We start from the raw sequence: 17,164 nt of genomic DNA on the forward strand, positions 1-17,164 counted from the left end.
ACTTATCTCACCTTTTCATCTACATACTCCATAAACTGTTCTGCTTTAATAAATTTTTCTTTGTACGCCTCAGGTACTTTGTCTGCTGTTATTCCGCCACTCGATTTCGTTTTTACCAATATGGTTTGATACGCCATTAATGCTTCCATATATTGTTCATACTCTTCAGGAGTTAATACTTCTTTACTAGATTTATGACCATTTAATTTATCAAAATACGGCTGAAGCTCCATTTCTACCTTTTTCAATTCCTCTTTTTTAGCTGGTGATAATTGATCATAATCAATATTACCGTTCGAATCCCCATACTCAAGCTTTGCATTTGTTAATTTCTTTAGTTCTTTTGAAAACTCTTCATATTCCTTTGCACCCATTTCGTCTTTCGCTTGTGATAACTTTGCATTAAAACGCATGTATCCTTCTAATGTTATAGCTCCGGCATGCTTCTTTAAATTTTCAAACGACCCGTATATACCATCCGCCATAATAGATTGATAAGCAAAACCAGTTGTCGGAATTAAAAATGCGGCTGCAAGCACCCCAGCGATGAGGCGCTTCTTCTTTTTACTCCCCCCGCTCTTCATTTTTATTTGAACGATTACTTTTTCTTTTAACTCTGGCGGGGCAACAATCCCCTTCGCTTCTTCTTGTATAGATTCTCTAACTCTACAATCTAAACTCATTTCACATTCCCTACCTCTCCTAAAAAGATTTCTTCTATTTGCTCTTTTTGACGTAGTTTCTTTAATGCGGCATGGATTCTAGATTTCACAGTACCGATTGGAATATGTAATATTTGTGCTACTTCCTCTTGTGAGTAATCGTGTAAGTACCTCAAAATAATAACTTGCTTCAATTTATACGGCAATTTATGAATGAGTTCGATTAGTTTTTGATTTGATAGTTTACTTACAACATCGCTAGAAAAATCCATTTGTACTGGTTTTCTTTGCTCTTCTGCTTTTTTTACAATTCGCAGTCGCATCCATCTCTTTCTTCTATAAGAATGAATTTGTTTAATTGCAAGTCCAATTAGCCAAGGACGAAATGGCTTCTCGCTATCATATTTACGAAGCGATTCATATAGCTGTATGTATATTTCCTGAACGATATCATCTACATCCGTTTTATCTTCTATTAAAAAATGTGCTGTCTTATATACTTCTTGAATCGTTTTATCATACAATTCGCTATATGCTTCTTTATTGCCTGATAAAGTTAATTGGATTAAATCTGTATACACCGTTTCATCCTTCATGTACCTTCCCTCCCTTGTCATACACTATATATTGGCAAGTAATTGATATTTCGTTCGATTTTTTCAATTTTTTTATATACATTAATATAATAATCCAATGAGTTCATAAGCTTCACTTATAGCCTTGCATAACAATTATATAATTTTCCAATTCCTAATGAAGATTTAAAATAATTTATATAGTCAAATTTAGGAGGATGTATATGAAAGCTATCGTTGTAACTTCATTCGGTGGTCCTGAAGTGTTGAAATATACAGACATGGATATTCCTACAATTTCAGATAATCAAGTTTTAATTCGCGTTGTTGCTACTAGTGTTAATTTTGCCGATATTAAATCACGTTATGGCAAAAAAGGAAACAAAGCCTTACCTTTTATCCCAGGGATAGATGCAGCTGGTATTGTAGAACGCGTAGGTTCTCATGTAAAAAACATTTATCCTGGCCAACGAGTCATTACTTTTCCTCAAAATGGTTCTTACGCTGAATATGTTGTTGCAAATGAAAAGCTTACTTTCGTATTACCTGATGAAGTTGATTTCCAAACTGCAGCCGCTTGCCCTATCGTATCTTTTACAAGCTACAATTTACTTGCAAATGTTGCAAGACTTCAACAAGGTGAATCTGTTCTAATTCATGCAGCTGCTGGAGGAATTGGTACTACCGCGATTCAACTCGCAAAATTATTAGGGGCTAAAAAAGTAATCGGGACTGTCGGAAGTGAAGCAAAAAGAAAAATTGCTTTAGATGCTGGCGCTGATTATGTTATTTGTCATCAAGATGAAGATTTTGTAGAGAGGGTAAATCAGCTTACAAACAGAGAAGGCGTTAATATTGTTTTAGATTCTATTTCTGGTACTGTGTCCGAAAGAAGTTTAGAATGCCTTGCCTATTACGGTCGTCTCGTCCATTTCGGCAATGCTAGCGGAGAAGTTGGTAGTTTTCAAACGAAAGATTTACACGCAAGTTGCCGTTCTATACTCGGTTTCAGCTTTGGCACTACACGGAAAAAACGTCCTGAATTGCTTCAAGAAACTGCGAATCAAGTTTTCCGTTATTTACGTGATGGAAGGTTGCAAATTAAAGCTACGAAATCTTTTCCTCTTCAAGACGCAGGGAAAGCACATGAATGGGTCGAAAGTAGACAAAGTACAGGGAAAGTAATACTAAACGTTCAGACAGCTCCCTAGAGTGAATACTTGAAATAGAGGTGTTATTCATGGGATCACGAATTATGCATGTTATTATCGCTAACGGTATTGCAGAGAAACTATCTATTCAAGATAAAGCGTCTTTCTTACTTGGAGGTGTAGCCCCTGATGCGGTGCATTCAAAAGAAGAAAAAGGAACCTCACATTTTTACGCTGGCACAACGAAGAACTATACGAGAAGGATAGATTTCAATTCTTTTTTTCATAAATATAAAGTTCATATGGATTCCCCTTTCCTCTTAGGCTATTATACCCACCTGATTGCCGATGATAATTGGCTAAGTGGATTTTTTCTACCTTGGCTAAAAAATAGAATAGAAAATGACAAAACTATCGCTCCTATGTACTATAACGATTTTAAATTGTTGAACGCAAAGTTGCTTCATCATTACGATAAAGGACAACAACTCTTCTCTCTTCTCAATCAAGAGGCTCACATTGTGGATATCGAAGAAGTTTCTAAAGAAAACGTTTTAGCTTTTCGAAAATACCTTTTTGAAGATATGCTATACCCTGAGCAACACTTGCACGAAAACTTACAAGTGTTTTCATTTGATCAAATCGTTGGTTATATTGAGACTGCAATTGAAAAAGGAACATTTTTTATAGAACAACTCGCTAACAAAAAATTCACTTCAAATATTTAATCCCCCTCATTATATACAAGGGGGATTTTTACATAACTATATAATTATTTATTTTTTTCCATAACCGCAAAGTAATTCCCTTCACTATCAGCAAAGTTAAACACTTTACCAGAAGGCATATTTACCATTTCTCCAACAGTAACATTTTTATTTTTTAAATCTGTATATAATTGATCAAGATTTTCTGAGAAGAACATTAAAGACGGTGTACCAAGATTCAATTCTGGGCTCATTTTTGAAATAACTTCTTTATTATGTAATATAATGCTCGTTTCAGCACCGTTAGTTGGAGCAATTTCAATCCATCTCATTCCTTGTTTGTTATCTTCCTCTGCAACTACATGAAACCCTACCTTTTCCGTCCAAAAATTTACTGCCTCATCTTGATTATTTACATATAACATAATTTGTCCGACTTTATGAATCATTTATTTTCCCCCTAATGGTTTTTATATTCTAAGTAGCTTTCTACAGGTGCTCTTATTAATCCTTTATATTTTATACGTGTTTCTTCACGAAATTTATCGACTGACTCATTCCATTCAATGCACATACAAAATTAGAAACTAACACTATTGCCGTTTTTTTTTCGATAAATCGATATCCCCTATAGAATCGTTGATATATTTGAAATTACTATATGACAACTTACAAACAAAAAAGACGTAACTACGCATAGTTACGTCTTTCCGTTCATTTATCTAGGTTTTTTCTTCCCAGTAAATGCTGGTTTCTTTTTCTTTGGTTCTTGTGGTTTCGATTCTACAAATGTTCCTTTGAACATTTCTTGTTTCGTAAACACGATACCCAGTTTTTTCGCAAATTGCAGTAATTTACGTTCTTCTTGTTGTGTTACAAGAGAAACTACTGTTCCTTCTTTCCCCATACGTCCAGTACGTCCTGAACGGTGAATGTATTGGTCTACAGTGTCAGGTAACTCTAAGTGAATTACATGTGTTAAATCATCAATATCTATACCACGTGCTGCAATATCAGTAGCAAGTAGAATTTCTAATTTCCCACCGCGGAATGCACGCATCGTTGCTTCACGCTCTTGCTTGCTTGCCTCTGCATGAAGAGCTGCTGCTTTCATTTTACGGAATTTCAATTTCTGAGTAATTTCATCTAAACGGAATGGGTCATTTAAGAAAGCAACTGCTTTTACATCGCCCATATGCATAATTCTTCTTACGTAATCATTTTTTTCGCGTCGCTCACAAATGATATACGTATGCTCAACTAAGCTTTTTGATTCTGCACGTGTTACACGTACTAATTGTGGTTCAACTGCTAAATCACGTGCTGCATCTTCTGCCGCTTTTGTCATCGTTGCTGAGAAGAATACTAATTGACGATCGCGCATCGTTGATTTAATTACATCCTGTGCAGCGCCCATCATTTTTTGCTTTACAATTTGATCAAACTCATCAAATACAATTGTTTTCACTTCATGCATTTTTAGCTTTTTCATACGAATTAATTCTAAAATACGGCCTGGTGAACCGACAATTACTCTCGGGTGTTTCTTTAATTTTTCAACTTGGCGCTTAATATCTGCACCACCAATTAAAGATGCACCTGAAATTTCAGTTCCTGCTGTAAACTTTTGAACCTCTTCATGAATTTGCATAACAAGTTCACGAGTTGGCGCTAAAATTACAACTTGAGGTTGTTTAACTTCAGGATTAATTTTATGTAAAAGGGGTAATAAGTACGCTAATGTTTTTCCTGTTCCAGTTGGAGATTCAGCTATAACGTCTTGTCCTTCTAAAATAGTTGGAATCGCTTGTTTTTGAATTTCAGTTAATTCTTTAAAACCAGCCTTCTCCCAAGCTTGTTGTAAAAATGGTTGCATATCTTTTATCATTTGTTTTTCTCCTTTATCTCTATTTTTGAAGAAAATGTTGTATTGTTCGCACCGTTTCTATCATGTGTGAAATAACAGCTATTAGATCATCAACATGGTCTTCTGTAATCGCTTTTTGAAATAGAACCTCTACCTTATTATGATATGAAATCGCTTGCTTATTATATTCGTATGAAATTTTCTGCTTAATCATTCTTTCTTTTCCCCATATAGAATGCAATAAATCTTCAATTTCTTGACATCCTATCTCCGGTTGTTCCATTTCGAACGAGAATTCTAACTTCATTTCACACCCTGGTATAAACTGAGGTACTTCTAATATTTCACCTGATAAGTTCTTTGCATCAACAGATAGTGAAAATGTCGCCTCTACCATCGTATTAAATTTTTCTGTTAGTTGAAATGAAATACAATACATACGACTTAATGAAGCAAGGTCCATCAAATCTTTTCGATCTGTTACGAGAATATGACCGTGTAAATCGAAATCATAGACAGCTCCTTCCACAATTACCTTTAAATTTTCAAAAGCAGTTGGATCAAACATAATTTCCTCCAAAAAACAGGCGCCTTTCTATGGAAAGGCGCCACTTGATGTATATATAGTTTACAGATAAACGAGATGAATTACAACCTTTTAGAATAAACCTACTGCTTTTCCATCTTCATTTACATCCATTTGAAGTGCAGCTGGCTGTTTCGGAAGTCCCGGCATTGTTAACATTGTTCCTGTTAACGCAACGATAAATCCTGCACCGATAGATGGTTTCAATTCACGAATTGTAACGATAAAGTCAGATGGGCGACCTAATTTCGTTGCATCATCAGAAAGAGAGTATTGTGTTTTCGCCATACATATCGGTAGGTTACTCCAGCCTTCTCCTTCATATTGAGCTAATTGCTTACGTGCTTTCGGAGCAAATTCAATATCTTTTGCACCGTACACTTTTTGAGCAATTGTACGAATTTTTTCTTCTAATGGTAATTCTAATTCATAAAGTGGTGCGTAGTTGTTTTCACCTTTTTCAATTTCTTTTAACACTTTCTCAGCAAGGTCAACTCCGCCTTGGCCACCCTTCTCCCAAACCTCCGTTAAGGATACTGCATAGCCACGCTCATTGCACCATTCTTGTAAGTATGTAACTTCTGCATCTGTATCAGTAATGAATTTGTTAATAGCAATTACGAACGGAACACCAAAGCTTTGAATTGTTTCAACATGTTTCTGTAAGTTTTCCATTCCTTTTGCTAATGCATCTACATTTTCTTCTTTTAATTGATCTTTTGCTACACCGCCATGCATTTTAAGCGCACGAATAGTCGCAACAATAACAACTGCTTCTGGTTTAATGCCAGCTGCACGAGCTTTAATGTCTAAAAACTTCTCAGCACCTAAATCCGCACCGAATCCAGCTTCTGTAATAACATAATCACCTAATTTTGCTGCCATTGTCGTAGCGATAACACTGTTACAACCGTGAGCGATATTCGCAAATGGTCCGCCATGAATGATAGCTGGTGTATTTTCTAATGTTTGTACTAAGTTCGGTTTTAATGCGTCTTTTAATAATAATGTTAACGCACCTTCTACACCTAAATCTTTTACTGTTACTGGTTGATTTGCAAAATTATAAGCGACAACAATGCGAGATAGACGCGCTTTTAAATCTTGAATATCTGTTGCAAGGCAGAATACGGCCATAATTTCAGATGCTACTGTAATATCAAAACCGTCTTCACGTGGTACACCTTGAACCGGTCCACCAAGGCCAATTACTACGTTACGAAGGGCACGATCATTTAAGTCAACACAGCGTTTCCAAACGATTTTACGCGTATCAATCCCAAGTACGTTTCCTTGTTGGATATGATTATCAATAAACGCCGCTAACGCGTTATTGGCAGTTGTGATCGCATGAATATCTCCAGTAAAGTGAAGGTTAATGTCTTCCATTGGTACAACCTGTGAAAAACCGCCACCTGCTGCTCCGCCTTTTAATCCCATTGTTGGTCCAAGAGATGGTTCGCGAAGTGCAATTACTGTTTTCTTACCAATTTTATTAAAAGCTTGACCTAAACCAACTGTTACTGTTGATTTACCTTCTCCTGCTGGAGTTGGGTTAATCGCTGTTACTAAAACAACTTTACCGTCTTTCTCATCTTGTAAACGCTTAAAAATATCAAGAGATAACTTGCCTTTATAATGTCCGTATGGCTCTAGTTCTTCTTCTAAAATATTTAAATTAGCTGCAATTTCTTGAATCTTCTTCATACTTGCTTCTTGTGCGATTTCAATATCAGATTTAACTGTTGTAGTAGTTGTCATATACCCTAGTCCCCCTTTAATTGGTTCTGATGATATTGTATCAGTTTTTTGTATTTTCTGCACTTATTTACCTCCTAAAAATTCTTTGATTTCGTTATACATTTTTTAACATAAATACCCATAAGAATGTTAACGATTGTTGTAACTCTGTAGGTAGTTGACCTAACATCTTCTCATTTACTCCGCGCTTATATACGCCGGTGCCATCTACAACTTCAAAACCTTGTTCTTTCGCTAACTGTTCAAATTCCCAAGGCATCATTGTATTGCAAACAACATCTTTGCCGTATAAGCGCGGATAACTATTCTCTCTCGGTTTTGCTGTCGGTCCTAAAATTGCAATACATGCGTATCCATCTTTCTTTAAAACACGTTTTATTTCATTTAATGCTTGTAATGGCTCCTCAGTCCATTCTAAAGAATTAATTGCCATTATTGCTTCAAATTGCTCATTTTCAAATGGTAATGCAGAAAGATCACCTTTTATAAAAGATAAATTTGAGCCCTCTCCGCGTTCCTTACCCTTTTGAATCATCACTTCCGATAAGTCCACTCCAACTGCTTTATACCCAGTAATACTTAATTTATATGTACCATACCCATCACCACAGCCAACATCTAACACTTGTGCTTCTTTTTCCACGTACTGCTCAAAAAATGGAATGATTGTACTCCTGCTCCCGCTATCCCACATTTCTTGACTATTTTGATTCCAAAACTCTGCATTGTTATCCCATTTTTTCTCTGCCGATTCATGCCAATTAAACTTCGCCATACATTCCCCTACCTTCAGTTATTATCATTCATTTCATTCTACATCATTTTCCAAAATTCCTGTTTATCTTCATAAGGAGATAAAGTGAAACTTTAATTAGTGGGGATTTTGTTCGTCCCAACTGATTATTAGCCCTCACCAATCGGGCTTTTACGGGCAACCCGGTTCCCACCTTACTTCTTTACTCCAGCCGAATTTTGAGGTGGGATCCTTACTGCACGGCAAATAGCGGGATGTACAGAATAACAACGGAATCTATTTTCTCCAATTTTTGCTTTACTTGGGTTTAACTCATACTCATGTTCTTTTCCTTATGAAAGATACTATAGATACACCCAATTGAAAGAGAGGGATGTACATGCGAAGAAAGAGAAATCATCATTTTAAAAGTGGTGAAAAAAACGAAGAGTATGCAGCTGAAATATCACCAGCTGGTATTCCGATAAGACATGAGCGCAAAGAAATTGCAAATGAAATAGAAGGTACAAATACCGGAGCAATGATAGGCTATGTCGCATTATTTCTTTCGTTATTCTCCATTGCTTTTTATCCTGTTACACTCGGCTCCCTTGCGATTTTAGTCGGCTTATTAGCTGTCAACTTTGGAGCGAGAACACTTGGATATACCGCAATTGGTTTTGGCAGTTTTTCTGTTTTATTCACTTTACTATATCCGCTTGCTTTATCAGCGTTTTAAAAAAAACACACCAAGTTATACTTGGTGTGTTCATTCATGATACAACATGATATGACCGCATCCACAACAATGCTTGGCTGTAATTTCTTGAAAGACTGGATAATTTTCTTCGTCCCTTTGTTCAATAAACACCTTTTCAAATCGGTACATGTTTGGTGCATATGCCCAATCTTGTTTCGTACGTGCATATAATGTTGAAGAAAAAAACTCCTCACCACCACAAACGATACATTCCTTCTTCATTAATACCCCTCCTATGCTTGTCTTACTTCATCTATATGAACATAAGCATAAAAAAAAGACCTTCTATTACTAGAAAGTCTTCTCTGAAACAAAAAGAAATGTACCAAACATCCCTACTCCGCTATATTCTTTTGTAACACCAGCTTCTGTTTTATACGTTTGCTTTACAGTCATAAAGAAAACACCATTTCGCGCATCAATACTTTCAAACTGTAATTTTTCTTTTTTTTCATCTACATTTTGCGTGCATTCAAAGCTATTCTCGTCACATTTCAATGCATACTTATCCTCTAAATACAACTTGAAATCTGATTCTTTCGGACAAGTTATAAGTAATATCGCCACGAGAATAATACTTACCATACCCACAATTGTATAATATTTCTTCATTTGTTCTCCTTTCAAAAGACAAGAAAACTTGACTTCATGCGCCAAGTTTTCTTAGTCTACTACCCATTGCCACTCTTGTTCTTTCTTATCAAAAATGAGCCAACCTGTTTCTGTTGCGTCCGCTTTCAATTCATCGATATTATCTAGTACCTCATCCGTACTTTCGAATGATCCTACTACATATACCGGAATTTCAAGACCTCTCCTTGACTCAATTTTCCCCGCTAAATCAATGTATAACCCATCTTCCATTAACGGAACAAGCCCAAGGATAACTTCCTTTGAAATTGCTGGGAAAATTTTTGATTTTTGGAAGAAAGTAAAACGTTTCTTTCCAAACGAACCGAGTTTATATGGAATTACTTTACTTAGCATTCCTACAAAATCACCGATTCTACGGTAATACACTTTGTTGTACCAACCGTCATCATGTGAAAAATAAACGAATCTATTTTTCAGTAACGGGAAGAACGTTCTTCCAAGTGGTTCTTTTTTGTGAGCCAAATATAATAATTCTGCAATTTCTTTTGGCTCTAACTCATCTAAATCGCTTGCATCATCAAAATCTACCCAACAAAATTCATCAAATTCATCAATCTCTGCTTGAATGAGTTTATGTATGTTTTCTTCCTCGACATATTCAAATAAAGTATGATAATGAAAATCTGTCCACTCAAAATTATGCTTTAAAAGTAATACTTGATGAAGCGGTGAAGGGATGTTACTTGCAAACTCTTTAAACGTAATTCCAGATGTAATAAAACAATGACCCCGACGATTACCATTAATATATATCATATTGTTTACTTGGTCAGATCCTCCAGACAAAGCACCTAGCCACCTTCGTTTTATATGTTTCAATTCTATAGCATATTTTAACATGAAAAATTTTAGAAACATAGAAAAAACTTCAAAAACTATTTACAATTTCATGTGTTTTATTACATACTGATTACAAGAAAAAACGCCTGCTCATAAGCAGGCGTTTTTAAAGGATGTCATCTGGGTTTTGAGGGTGATGATTTTCCTCTTTCTTTTCTTCTTTTTGGAACATCGATTGGATTTTATCGATTGTTTGTGGAGCTAATTCAATCATTTTTTCCGCTAAATGTGTCGCATTTTGTAAATGAAGAATATTTACCCCGTCTTTATTCACAACTAGAAATGCTACCGGTGTAATTGAAACTCCACCCGCGCTACCGCCACCAAATGCAGGGTTACCACTCGCTCTTTGTCCATCATTCGTCTGGAAATCAGAACCTCCTGCTCCAAAACCGAACGCTACTTTAGAAACCGTTAACACTACACCACCGTCAGCCGTTTGAACAGGCTCTCCAACAATCGTATTTACATCGACCATTTCCTTCAAATTTTCCATTGCTGCTTTCATTAATCCTTGAATTGGATGATCCACCGTTCATAACCTCCTTTGTCATATCTTTCCTAGTTTTTCCGAAACTTTGTGAACTAAACATAAAATTTTATATTGATTTCAAAAATTAAAAGTTGTAATATTTAGAAAAAATAAAAAAGAGGTCGATTCGTTATGATGCGAAAATTAACAAAGAAAGACCATGAACAAGTATTCTCTTTTCTAAAAGAAGAAGCAGCCCTTAACCTGTTTATTATTGGAGATATAGAAGCTTTCGGTTACGAAACAGACTTTCAAGAATTATGGGGAGCATTCGAAGAGAATGGAACATTAAAATCGATTTTACTTCGCTTTCACGATACATTTATACCGTATAGTAAAGATGAGTTTGTGGTTACTTACTATGAGGCACTTCTTTCCGCATATAAGCCGCTTAAACTCTCTGGCAAGTCGACTATTGTAGAAAGATTTGAAACTGCTCCAAGTGTACAACTAGGTACCAAAAATGAAATGTATTTTTGCGAATGTCTAGATGACAACAACTTACCTAGCACACCAATTCATGAAACAATTAAACTTGCCTCACTCGATGATATAGAACGAATTATGAAATTACGAAAGAACATCGCTGAATTCCCGACTGCTAATGAATCAGAAAAAATTTTAAGGCAAGCTATCGAAACAAATACAGGACGTACATACTATATTGAAAAAGACGGTGCAATCATCGCATCCGCCTCTACATCCGCTGAAAATTCATTATCGGCTATGGTTGTTGGAGTCTGTACACATCCGAATCATCGCGGGAATGGATATGCTTCGTTCATATTACAGAAAATGATCCAAGACTTTACGAAAGAAGGCCGAACGCTTTGCTTATTTTATAACAATCCAACTGCCGGACGAATTTATAAGCGATTAGGATTTAAAGATATTGGGATGTGGACGATGTATCGATAATAAAAAGCCGTGTTCGCTTAATTACGATACTTTAGAGGTTGAAAACGTATAATGAGGAATGTTTTTGTTCAATACGGTTGTTGATACCGTTCACTCTTAACGATGTTTATCGTTATCCACATTTTACCGCACATCTTACTATTTGTACAAGCCGTAAAGTGTGGATTTCGTTAAATAAATACCGCAATAAATTGCGTTTCCGACGAATTTATCAAAAAAAAAAGACGTAGATAATGAAATCCACGCCCCCCTCTCGCAATTATTGCGCCTTATACTTCTCGAAAAATTCATAGAGCGCAATCTCTACAATTTCATCACGATTCAAACGATGCTTATCTTCGAATCTATCTAACATGGTACACGCTTCCTTGTCGAGATTCACCGTTCTGCTGGCTCTCTCCCTCGCTTCACTTTTTCCGATACGCACATATAAAGAATGAATCGCATTTGTATTCTTCTGCGGATCGCTAGATTTCGAAACCTTCTCCTTTTGTTGAGCGATATGATTAACTGCGGTTTTAGTCGCATCCCATCCGTTAATTATCTCTCGCAGCACGTTCACTTCATTTTTCGTTAAGCCCTCGTTTAGAGTTTCCGATCGTGAATTATCAGTATCTACTATAAATTCTCTAATATCCACATCCAAAGGTTGTTCGCCTTTAGACGTAAAATGCCAACCTAAACCGCGGTTATATTCATAACCCGCTGCTTTCAGTGCTTTGGATAACTTCTTGTGACTTATCTCAATCTGTTTTGCTACTATTAATATTCTATTTTCTTTCAACATCTGTAATAAATCTTTTATATTCATAGTTGTTTTCCCCCTTTTTATGCTTCTCTTTCTATTATAGGGTTTCGCAATTTGCGAAATAAATATAAATGCATAATTGCATTTTAAAAGAAAGAAAGGCGAGATGATCCCCGCCCATTTTCGCTAAACCTATCGACCTCTTGCCCGATCTTGCTGACATACAATTACTCCCTTATGAAGTCACTCGAAGTTCTTCGAATTTAGATCGATTGAAATTTTCACGTCTTTTAGTCTCATAACAAGCCTCTCCATTTCGTTATACGTATCCTAAAAGCATTCGTCGCTTGTATAGCCTCGTTGGCGTTTCTCGTATGCGTCAATGCCCGCATTACCTCGCTTAACCTTCCTATATACTTGCCATTTGCTAGACTCTTCGCAACGTACTAGATTAAAACCGTCGCGACCGTATATTTCCGCCCCTACTCGTAACATAGTACCTACATTTTCTTTATCTGATTTCGTTAATTTGTCTAAATGGTCTAAGAATCTCGCTCTTCTTAATCGTGTCATTTCGTAGCCCCCGATAATTACAATAGTTGGGGCGATATCGTCCGCCCCTGACATTTATTACTTCTTCTTATTTTGCTCGACCGTGTGAGTACCGTCCGTCTTGAATTTAACCGTGATATCATTGCCGTAACGGTCGTTAATTCCGTACATGATACGACTAATATTGCGATGTTTAATTTGCTCGCCTTGCTTCGCTTCGATTTCGATTACTGTTTTCATTTTGTAATACCTCCGATTTAATCAGCGCGGGACGTTCGGTGGTATACCGATCGTTCCCGCAGCCTTGTTATTTATTTGATCGTTTTATTCGGTAATTAATGCGCCCTGCATATCTTTATTTTGCATTTGTACCTTTAGAACGCGATCGCGATGATCTGTTAAATAATCGTCTGTTTTATTCGCATATTCCATTAACGTATGTCCGCCGCTGATTTCTTCGAATGGACGACCTAAAATCGGCTCTGATGCGAATTGCATCTTTTCCATTTCCGATACTGCTGCGATCGTTTGTAGCGCCTCTTGGTGTTCGATTGGCTTGCTCGCCTTGTTTAATTTATTGAATTCGTTTAGTAATCCGTATCGCAGTTTCTTCACCTCTAGTCCGTTAGGCTCTCGACTGATTACCAATTGGCTTAGCGTTAAAAATTCCTCTTGTACGCTCGCTGCTAACGATGGGTGTTTCGAAGCCTTTTCCACTAGCGTTTTTAAATGCTCGACGCTGCGATTATGATCGAAATTCAACATAATATTTCCGCGTAATTGGATTAAGTCCGCATCGAATAAGCGTTGTGCGTGCTCGTCCACTTTCGGCAACTGCTTTACGAGCTCTTTCTCAGCGATTGCCTTCGCCATTGATAGCGCGTGTTTATACTTATTGTGGCGATCATTTAGAAGTGATATCGCAGCTACTTCGTGTTTTTCTTGTAGTCGTTTCTTTTCGTGTGCAATCCCGTCCGCGGATAACATTTTATTTTCTCCGATCTTCGTTTTTTGATCGCGGTATAGTTGCACCATTCCCAGTACTTCACCTGTTAGTGTTTTTTTGATTTCTCTAGCCTCTAGAATTCGTTGTTTAGATGTTTTCATTTTGTAATACCCCCGATTAGTTTTTATTATTTGTTTGATTTTCTCTTATCGTTCTGATAGATATAATTAACGCGGCTGATCGCATATAGTGCAGCGGTATCGCGCGTTTTCTTGTGTCTCGCCTGCTCGTATAGCCATCGGAGTTCATTGACTCCAATCGGCTTTTCCTGATCGTTTAGCGGCGTCGGCTCGAATGTGAGCCCATCGACTATTTTTAAAACATCTTCGTCGTGTTCGATCGTTAGATGCTCACCATGATAGTTAACAATCATGATCTAGTCGCTACCTTTCTTTGTAACCGCTGCGTTAATTCCTGCGTTTCCATCGCATAGAATAGGGAATCTAATTGTTTGTAATTATCTTCGCCCACGAATTGAACGATCTTTTTAACGCTATATTGACTCGCTATCGATCGACCAACTTCCCATGCTGATACGCTTTTCTTGTCTGCTCCGATAAGGTCGGCAAACTCTCGTTGACTGACGCCCGCTAGCGCTCGGATCAATCGAAGCTTGTCGCTCGTAATTTGATACATTAACATTCCTCTTTTCCTCGTGTGCCGTTATCCTATTAAGTTATGAACAACGTTACATCGTATATTTAAATAAAAATTAGGCATGCGAATCGGGCAAATAATCCGCGTTACATGCAAGTTGACCTTTTTCGTATGTTGCCGAATTTGGTCTTTTATTTTGCCCTCAATCGTAATTTTCCGTAATATAATCAAGCACCACCGCAGGCGGGAAATTACCGCAGTATATAGGAGACTGGCGATTTTATGTGATTTCCTGCGATGGCGAAAAGGGGTTAAAAACGGATCGTCCGTGATCGTATTAACGCGATCCAATCGTTAACCGATCCAATGGATAGCGACGAGGAAAGGAGAGAACCCCCGCCACTTTAAAAATAATCGGATAGTATCAAAATGACAGAAAAAAAGTGATAACCCGTCGCTTATTCCCTACATACTTATGTACAACTATCTCGGTATTTATTGTATACGTTGTTACATTTTCTTTAGTTTTTATTACATCGTTTCTTTTTCCGTGGTCGATTTAGCTAGGACAATCCGCATAGCGTAGCTTTCTCGGCAATACGGACACTGTTTTTACGCTATATCGATATCACCCCCGCTCTCATATTCTTCGACTAGCTCTATAATTCCGATGATGCCCGCACGCGTTACGTATAGATGTCGATAGATCGCGCCGTTGTACTCGCGCTTAGTTTCGTGGATTCTAAACCATTTCTTTCTTCTATACTCGCCGATTGGTCGGTAAATGCCGCCAGTCTTGCGCTGCCCTAGTACGCCTAAAAGTTGTAATATGGATCGCAGTGCATTCGAGGACATCCCGTCCAAATGATTTACGCCGATATGATCGAATGGCACTAAGCTATCGTCCTCTATGAATTTCGTTACTTTTTGTTCTGCTGCTTCTCGCTTTTCCTTCTCGTATTTAATGATAGTTTCGTAGGACTCGATAACCTCGACGGGCATATCGCCAATTAATGCATCATACTTCGCAGCCTTTTCACGTAATTCGACTAACTCGGCATCGATAGCCTTTGTTCTCGTTTGGTTGTCGGCATTATCTCGGATATTTAATAACTGCGTTCGAACTTGTTCCGCAACCTTACTACCGTGTAGTAGCATTCCGAATCGTAGTACGGCACGAGCTGAAAATAGTCCGATCGTTGAGTTAGGTATTTCCGCAGTCGATCCGTCGTCTAATTCCAATCTATATAAGCCGTGTTCCACGGTATATGCACGGGTAGACAGTTTGTCTACTAGTAGTTTCTTTCCTGTTGTTAACATATACCCGTCGCTTTGAATCTCTTTTCTAAAACGTGAATACGTTTTTTGGATCGTTTTTAATGGCACTTCGTAGAATTCGGCGATTTGTCTTGTCGTTACCATTCCGATATTAGGTAGCAGTACAAGCGCCTTGACCTTCTCTAATACGTCGATGCGATCCGCCAATTCATCGCGTTTCCTTCTCGCATCGATGATCTCGGCAACCTTCTGTATCATGAGTGTTGGATTTAACTCGATTATTAGATCTTTTTCTCGCATTTGTATTACCTCCATTAATTTTTATAGCGGGCAATTAGTTTCGTAGTCCCAGTTATTGGGATCACGTCCGTAATTTAATTTGATTTCGATAAAACTTTTTTCATTTTTCTGCGGCTTATTATACAATTTTCGATCGTCCGTTGTTTTTGAATTGATCTCAGTACAGTCCGCAGACAATTGGATCATTAGATCCGCTTCCCTTATTCCTAGTTTCTTAGAATAATCATCGACTTTACGGTGTCGCTGTCGCCTTTTTCTAGCCTTCTTATTCTCTAATTTTCGCTTTTCCACATCGGATAAATCTAGATATCGCCGATCCGCTGCGGGAATCTCTATGTATCCTAAGAACATTCGTCGCCCTCCTTAAAAGCTAAGATTATCGATACTCTCCTGATCTGCCACGGCTTCTTTTTCTAATTTCGCAGCCTCGCCCGCTTTCTGACGTTCCTTAATCTTCGAATTTAGATCGTCCAACCTGTTACGATCTTCATGCTCGCGCCTCTTGATCCACGTCATTTTCTCGTCATAGATCGCTTTTACCTGTGGGCATTTCTCGAATAGCTTCTCTTTAGATAACGGAATATGCGGAACGTAACAGTTATTATTGCCGATCTTACTTTTATAGATCGTAATTAATCCGACCTCTTCCAATGTCCGCAGATGACTGCGCAGCGTTCCGATCGATGTCGCATATCTTTCTAATAACTGATATTGAGTCGGATACGCATAGCCGCGTTCTGAGTTATAATAATTTGCAATAATCCCGTATAGTATCGACATCGAAGCTTTATACTGCGGAATGTATTGATAAAAATCGAGATCCTGACATATGCGATAAAATGCACCCTTCGAAGTCTCTTTGTTATATATTCCTGTACACGCATCAATCCTTATTTTCTCTGCCTTCATTTCCCGTTTCCTCCTTATTGCTGCGTAT

24 protein-coding genes are annotated in these 17,164 nt (G+C 37.5%); 4 read left to right on the forward strand and 20 right to left on the reverse strand.

The annotated features are described in order from the left end of the window. Window positions 1-2: 2 nt before the first annotated feature. Both ACP6L7_RS01805 and ACP6L7_RS01810 read right to left on the reverse strand, forming a co-directional pair. Window positions 3-683, reverse strand: a complete 681-nt coding sequence (locus ACP6L7_RS01805) for a DUF3600 domain-containing protein (protein WP_097829657.1) — start codon at window positions 681-683, stop codon at window positions 3-5. Beyond that, on the reverse strand, window positions 680-1,258 hold the full coding sequence (locus ACP6L7_RS01810) for a sigma-70 family RNA polymerase sigma factor (RefSeq protein WP_097829658.1): 579 nt from the start codon (window positions 1,256-1,258) through the stop codon (window positions 680-682). The genes ACP6L7_RS01805 and ACP6L7_RS01810 overlap by 4 nt, the downstream gene beginning before the upstream one ends. Window positions 1,259-1,461: 203 nt before the next feature. Between ACP6L7_RS01810 and ACP6L7_RS01815 the strand changes: the two genes are divergently transcribed. Both ACP6L7_RS01815 and ACP6L7_RS01820 read left to right on the forward strand, forming a co-directional pair. Continuing rightward, on the forward strand, window positions 1,462-2,448 hold the full coding sequence (locus ACP6L7_RS01815; RefSeq protein ID WP_097829659.1) for a quinone oxidoreductase family protein: 987 nt from the start codon (window positions 1,462-1,464) through the stop codon (window positions 2,446-2,448). A 29-nt stretch (window positions 2,449-2,477) separates the two neighbouring features. Further along, on the forward strand, window positions 2,478-3,116 hold the full coding sequence (locus ACP6L7_RS01820) for a zinc dependent phospholipase C family protein (RefSeq protein WP_097829660.1): 639 nt from the start codon (window positions 2,478-2,480) through the stop codon (window positions 3,114-3,116). Window positions 3,117-3,160: 44 nt separating this feature from the next. Here the strand turns inward: ACP6L7_RS01820 and ACP6L7_RS01825 are convergent, their stop codons facing one another. The 5 genes from ACP6L7_RS01825 to ACP6L7_RS01845 form a co-directional block, all read right to left on the reverse strand. Further along, a complete protein-coding gene (locus ACP6L7_RS01825) occupies window positions 3,161-3,544 on the reverse strand; it encodes a VOC family protein (protein ID WP_097829661.1) in 384 nt (127 codons plus the stop codon). Between the two features lie 269 nt (window positions 3,545-3,813). Continuing rightward, window positions 3,814-4,983 (reverse strand): DEAD/DEAH box helicase, encoded by a 1,170-nt coding sequence (locus tag ACP6L7_RS01830; RefSeq protein WP_097829662.1) that lies wholly within the window; start codon window positions 4,981-4,983, stop codon window positions 3,814-3,816. A 19-nt stretch (window positions 4,984-5,002) separates the two neighbouring features. Beyond that, a complete protein-coding gene (locus tag ACP6L7_RS01835) occupies window positions 5,003-5,530 on the reverse strand; it encodes a hypothetical protein (RefSeq protein WP_141533539.1) in 528 nt (175 codons plus the stop codon). A 90-nt stretch (window positions 5,531-5,620) separates the two neighbouring features. Continuing rightward, on the reverse strand, window positions 5,621-7,309 hold the full coding sequence (locus ACP6L7_RS01840) for a formate--tetrahydrofolate ligase (protein ID WP_097829801.1): 1,689 nt from the start codon (window positions 7,307-7,309) through the stop codon (window positions 5,621-5,623). A gap of 94 nt (window positions 7,310-7,403) precedes the next feature. After that, window positions 7,404-8,084, reverse strand: a complete 681-nt coding sequence (locus ACP6L7_RS01845) for a class I SAM-dependent methyltransferase (protein ID WP_141533540.1) — start codon at window positions 8,082-8,084, stop codon at window positions 7,404-7,406. Window positions 8,085-8,442: 358 nt separating this feature from the next. Here ACP6L7_RS01845 and ACP6L7_RS01850 point away from each other — a divergent pair, with 358 nt between their 5' ends. Next, entirely contained in the window at window positions 8,443-8,781 is a 339-nt protein-coding gene (locus tag ACP6L7_RS01850; RefSeq protein ID WP_001253195.1) for a hypothetical protein, read from the forward strand. Between the two features lie 30 nt (window positions 8,782-8,811). Here the strand turns inward: ACP6L7_RS01850 and ACP6L7_RS01855 are convergent, their stop codons facing one another. The 4 genes from ACP6L7_RS01855 to ytfJ form a co-directional block, all read right to left on the reverse strand. Further along, a complete protein-coding gene (locus ACP6L7_RS01855) occupies window positions 8,812-9,024 on the reverse strand; it encodes a hypothetical protein (RefSeq protein WP_000711203.1) in 213 nt (70 codons plus the stop codon). Between the two features lie 69 nt (window positions 9,025-9,093). Then, window positions 9,094-9,414, reverse strand: coding sequence for a hypothetical protein (locus tag ACP6L7_RS01860; RefSeq protein ID WP_097829664.1), 321 nt, complete (start codon window positions 9,412-9,414; stop codon window positions 9,094-9,096). A gap of 51 nt (window positions 9,415-9,465) precedes the next feature. Next, window positions 9,466-10,242: a hypothetical protein gene (locus ACP6L7_RS01865; RefSeq protein WP_000014098.1), complete on the reverse strand. Its 777-nt coding sequence runs from the start codon at window positions 10,240-10,242 to the stop codon at window positions 9,466-9,468. Window positions 10,243-10,402: 160 nt separating this feature from the next. After that, the gene (ytfJ, locus tag ACP6L7_RS01870; RefSeq protein WP_097829665.1) at window positions 10,403-10,828 is read right to left on the reverse strand and encodes a GerW family sporulation protein; all 426 of its coding nucleotides are present in this window, start codon (window positions 10,826-10,828) and stop codon (window positions 10,403-10,405) included. 132 nt (window positions 10,829-10,960) lie between these two features. Here ytfJ and ACP6L7_RS01875 point away from each other — a divergent pair, with 132 nt between their 5' ends. Further along, window positions 10,961-11,746 carry a GNAT family N-acetyltransferase gene (locus ACP6L7_RS01875; protein ID WP_097829666.1) on the forward strand — a complete coding sequence of 262 codons (786 nt, stop codon included), beginning with the start codon at window positions 10,961-10,963 and terminating at the stop codon, window positions 11,744-11,746. Window positions 11,747-12,005: 259 nt separating this feature from the next. On the opposite strand, the gene ACP6L7_RS01880 is transcribed toward ACP6L7_RS01875, so the two are convergent. From ACP6L7_RS01880 to ACP6L7_RS01920, 9 genes are all read right to left on the reverse strand, one after another. Next, window positions 12,006-12,557, reverse strand: a complete 552-nt coding sequence (locus ACP6L7_RS01880; protein ID WP_097829667.1) for a CopG family transcriptional regulator — start codon at window positions 12,555-12,557, stop codon at window positions 12,006-12,008. Window positions 12,558-12,824: 267 nt separating this feature from the next. Further along, the gene (locus tag ACP6L7_RS01885) at window positions 12,825-13,067 is read right to left on the reverse strand and encodes a hypothetical protein (RefSeq protein WP_097829802.1); all 243 of its coding nucleotides are present in this window, start codon (window positions 13,065-13,067) and stop codon (window positions 12,825-12,827) included. A 57-nt stretch (window positions 13,068-13,124) separates the two neighbouring features. Next, complete coding sequence (locus ACP6L7_RS01890) at window positions 13,125-13,286, reverse strand: hypothetical protein (RefSeq protein ID WP_179139702.1); 162 nt, start codon at window positions 13,284-13,286, stop codon at window positions 13,125-13,127. 84 nt (window positions 13,287-13,370) lie between these two features. Further along, window positions 13,371-14,153 (reverse strand): hypothetical protein, encoded by a 783-nt coding sequence (locus tag ACP6L7_RS01895; RefSeq protein WP_097829668.1) that lies wholly within the window; start codon window positions 14,151-14,153, stop codon window positions 13,371-13,373. Between the two features lie 26 nt (window positions 14,154-14,179). After that, entirely contained in the window at window positions 14,180-14,425 is a 246-nt protein-coding gene (locus ACP6L7_RS01900) for a hypothetical protein (RefSeq protein ID WP_097829669.1), read from the reverse strand. Next, window positions 14,422-14,688 (reverse strand): helix-turn-helix transcriptional regulator, encoded by a 267-nt coding sequence (locus ACP6L7_RS01905; protein ID WP_179139703.1) that lies wholly within the window; start codon window positions 14,686-14,688, stop codon window positions 14,422-14,424. The genes ACP6L7_RS01900 and ACP6L7_RS01905 overlap by 4 nt, the downstream gene beginning before the upstream one ends. Before the next feature lie 573 nt (window positions 14,689-15,261). Beyond that, entirely contained in the window at window positions 15,262-16,227 is a 966-nt protein-coding gene (locus ACP6L7_RS01910; RefSeq protein ID WP_128854882.1) for a phage antirepressor KilAC domain-containing protein, read from the reverse strand. A 21-nt stretch (window positions 16,228-16,248) separates the two neighbouring features. Next, entirely contained in the window at window positions 16,249-16,578 is a 330-nt protein-coding gene (locus tag ACP6L7_RS01915; protein ID WP_097829671.1) for a hypothetical protein, read from the reverse strand. Window positions 16,579-16,590: 12 nt separating this feature from the next. Continuing rightward, the gene (locus ACP6L7_RS01920) at window positions 16,591-17,136 is read right to left on the reverse strand and encodes a helix-turn-helix domain-containing protein (protein ID WP_097829672.1); all 546 of its coding nucleotides are present in this window, start codon (window positions 17,134-17,136) and stop codon (window positions 16,591-16,593) included. Window positions 17,137-17,164 lie beyond the last annotated feature (28 nt).

The sequence above is a fragment of the Bacillus silvicola genome (genome assembly GCF_050524305.1).
GTDB lineage: Bacteria > Bacillota > Bacilli > Bacillales > Bacillaceae_G > Bacillus_A > Bacillus_A cereus_AT.

Bases quoted from the DNA above. Each gene is read 5' to 3' on its own strand.
- ACP6L7_RS01805 (WP_097829657.1), bottom strand. From the start codon at position 683: ATGAGTTTAGATTGTAGAGTTAGAGAATCTATACAAGAAGAAGCGAAG.
- ACP6L7_RS01810 (WP_097829658.1), bottom strand. From the start codon at position 1,258: ATGAAGGATGAAACGGTGTATACAGATTTAATCCAATTAACTTTATCA.
- ACP6L7_RS01815 (WP_097829659.1), top strand. From the start codon at position 1,462: ATGAAAGCTATCGTTGTAACTTCATTCGGTGGTCCTGAAGTGTTGAAA.
- ACP6L7_RS01820 (WP_097829660.1), top strand. From the start codon at position 2,478: ATGGGATCACGAATTATGCATGTTATTATCGCTAACGGTATTGCAGAG.
- ACP6L7_RS01825 (WP_097829661.1), bottom strand. From the start codon at position 3,544: ATGATTCATAAAGTCGGACAAATTATGTTATATGTAAATAATCAAGAT.
- ACP6L7_RS01830 (WP_097829662.1), bottom strand. From the start codon at position 4,983: ATGATAAAAGATATGCAACCATTTTTACAACAAGCTTGGGAGAAGGCT.
- ACP6L7_RS01835 (WP_141533539.1), bottom strand. From the start codon at position 5,530: ATGTTTGATCCAACTGCTTTTGAAAATTTAAAGGTAATTGTGGAAGGA.
- ACP6L7_RS01840 (WP_097829801.1), bottom strand. From the start codon at position 7,309: ATGACAACTACTACAACAGTTAAATCTGATATTGAAATCGCACAAGAA.
- ACP6L7_RS01845 (WP_141533540.1), bottom strand. From the start codon at position 8,084: ATGGCGAAGTTTAATTGGCATGAATCGGCAGAGAAAAAATGGGATAAC.
- ACP6L7_RS01850 (WP_001253195.1), top strand. From the start codon at position 8,443: ATGCGAAGAAAGAGAAATCATCATTTTAAAAGTGGTGAAAAAAACGAA.
- ACP6L7_RS01855 (WP_000711203.1), bottom strand. From the start codon at position 9,024: ATGAAGAAGGAATGTATCGTTTGTGGTGGTGAGGAGTTTTTTTCTTCA.
- ACP6L7_RS01860 (WP_097829664.1), bottom strand. From the start codon at position 9,414: ATGAAGAAATATTATACAATTGTGGGTATGGTAAGTATTATTCTCGTG.
- ACP6L7_RS01875 (WP_097829666.1), top strand. From the start codon at position 10,961: ATGATGCGAAAATTAACAAAGAAAGACCATGAACAAGTATTCTCTTTT.
- ACP6L7_RS01880 (WP_097829667.1), bottom strand. From the start codon at position 12,557: ATGAATATAAAAGATTTATTACAGATGTTGAAAGAAAATAGAATATTA.
- ACP6L7_RS01885 (WP_097829802.1), bottom strand. From the start codon at position 13,067: ATGACACGATTAAGAAGAGCGAGATTCTTAGACCATTTAGACAAATTA.
- ACP6L7_RS01890 (WP_179139702.1), bottom strand. From the start codon at position 13,286: ATGAAAACAGTAATCGAAATCGAAGCGAAGCAAGGCGAGCAAATTAAA.
- ACP6L7_RS01895 (WP_097829668.1), bottom strand. From the start codon at position 14,153: ATGAAAACATCTAAACAACGAATTCTAGAGGCTAGAGAAATCAAAAAA.
- ACP6L7_RS01900 (WP_097829669.1), bottom strand. From the start codon at position 14,425: ATGATTGTTAACTATCATGGTGAGCATCTAACGATCGAACACGACGAA.
- ACP6L7_RS01905 (WP_179139703.1), bottom strand. From the start codon at position 14,688: ATGTATCAAATTACGAGCGACAAGCTTCGATTGATCCGAGCGCTAGCG.
- ACP6L7_RS01910 (WP_128854882.1), bottom strand. From the start codon at position 16,227: ATGCGAGAAAAAGATCTAATAATCGAGTTAAATCCAACACTCATGATA.
- ACP6L7_RS01915 (WP_097829671.1), bottom strand. From the start codon at position 16,578: ATGTTCTTAGGATACATAGAGATTCCCGCAGCGGATCGGCGATATCTA.
- ACP6L7_RS01920 (WP_097829672.1), bottom strand. From the start codon at position 17,136: ATGAAGGCAGAGAAAATAAGGATTGATGCGTGTACAGGAATATATAAC.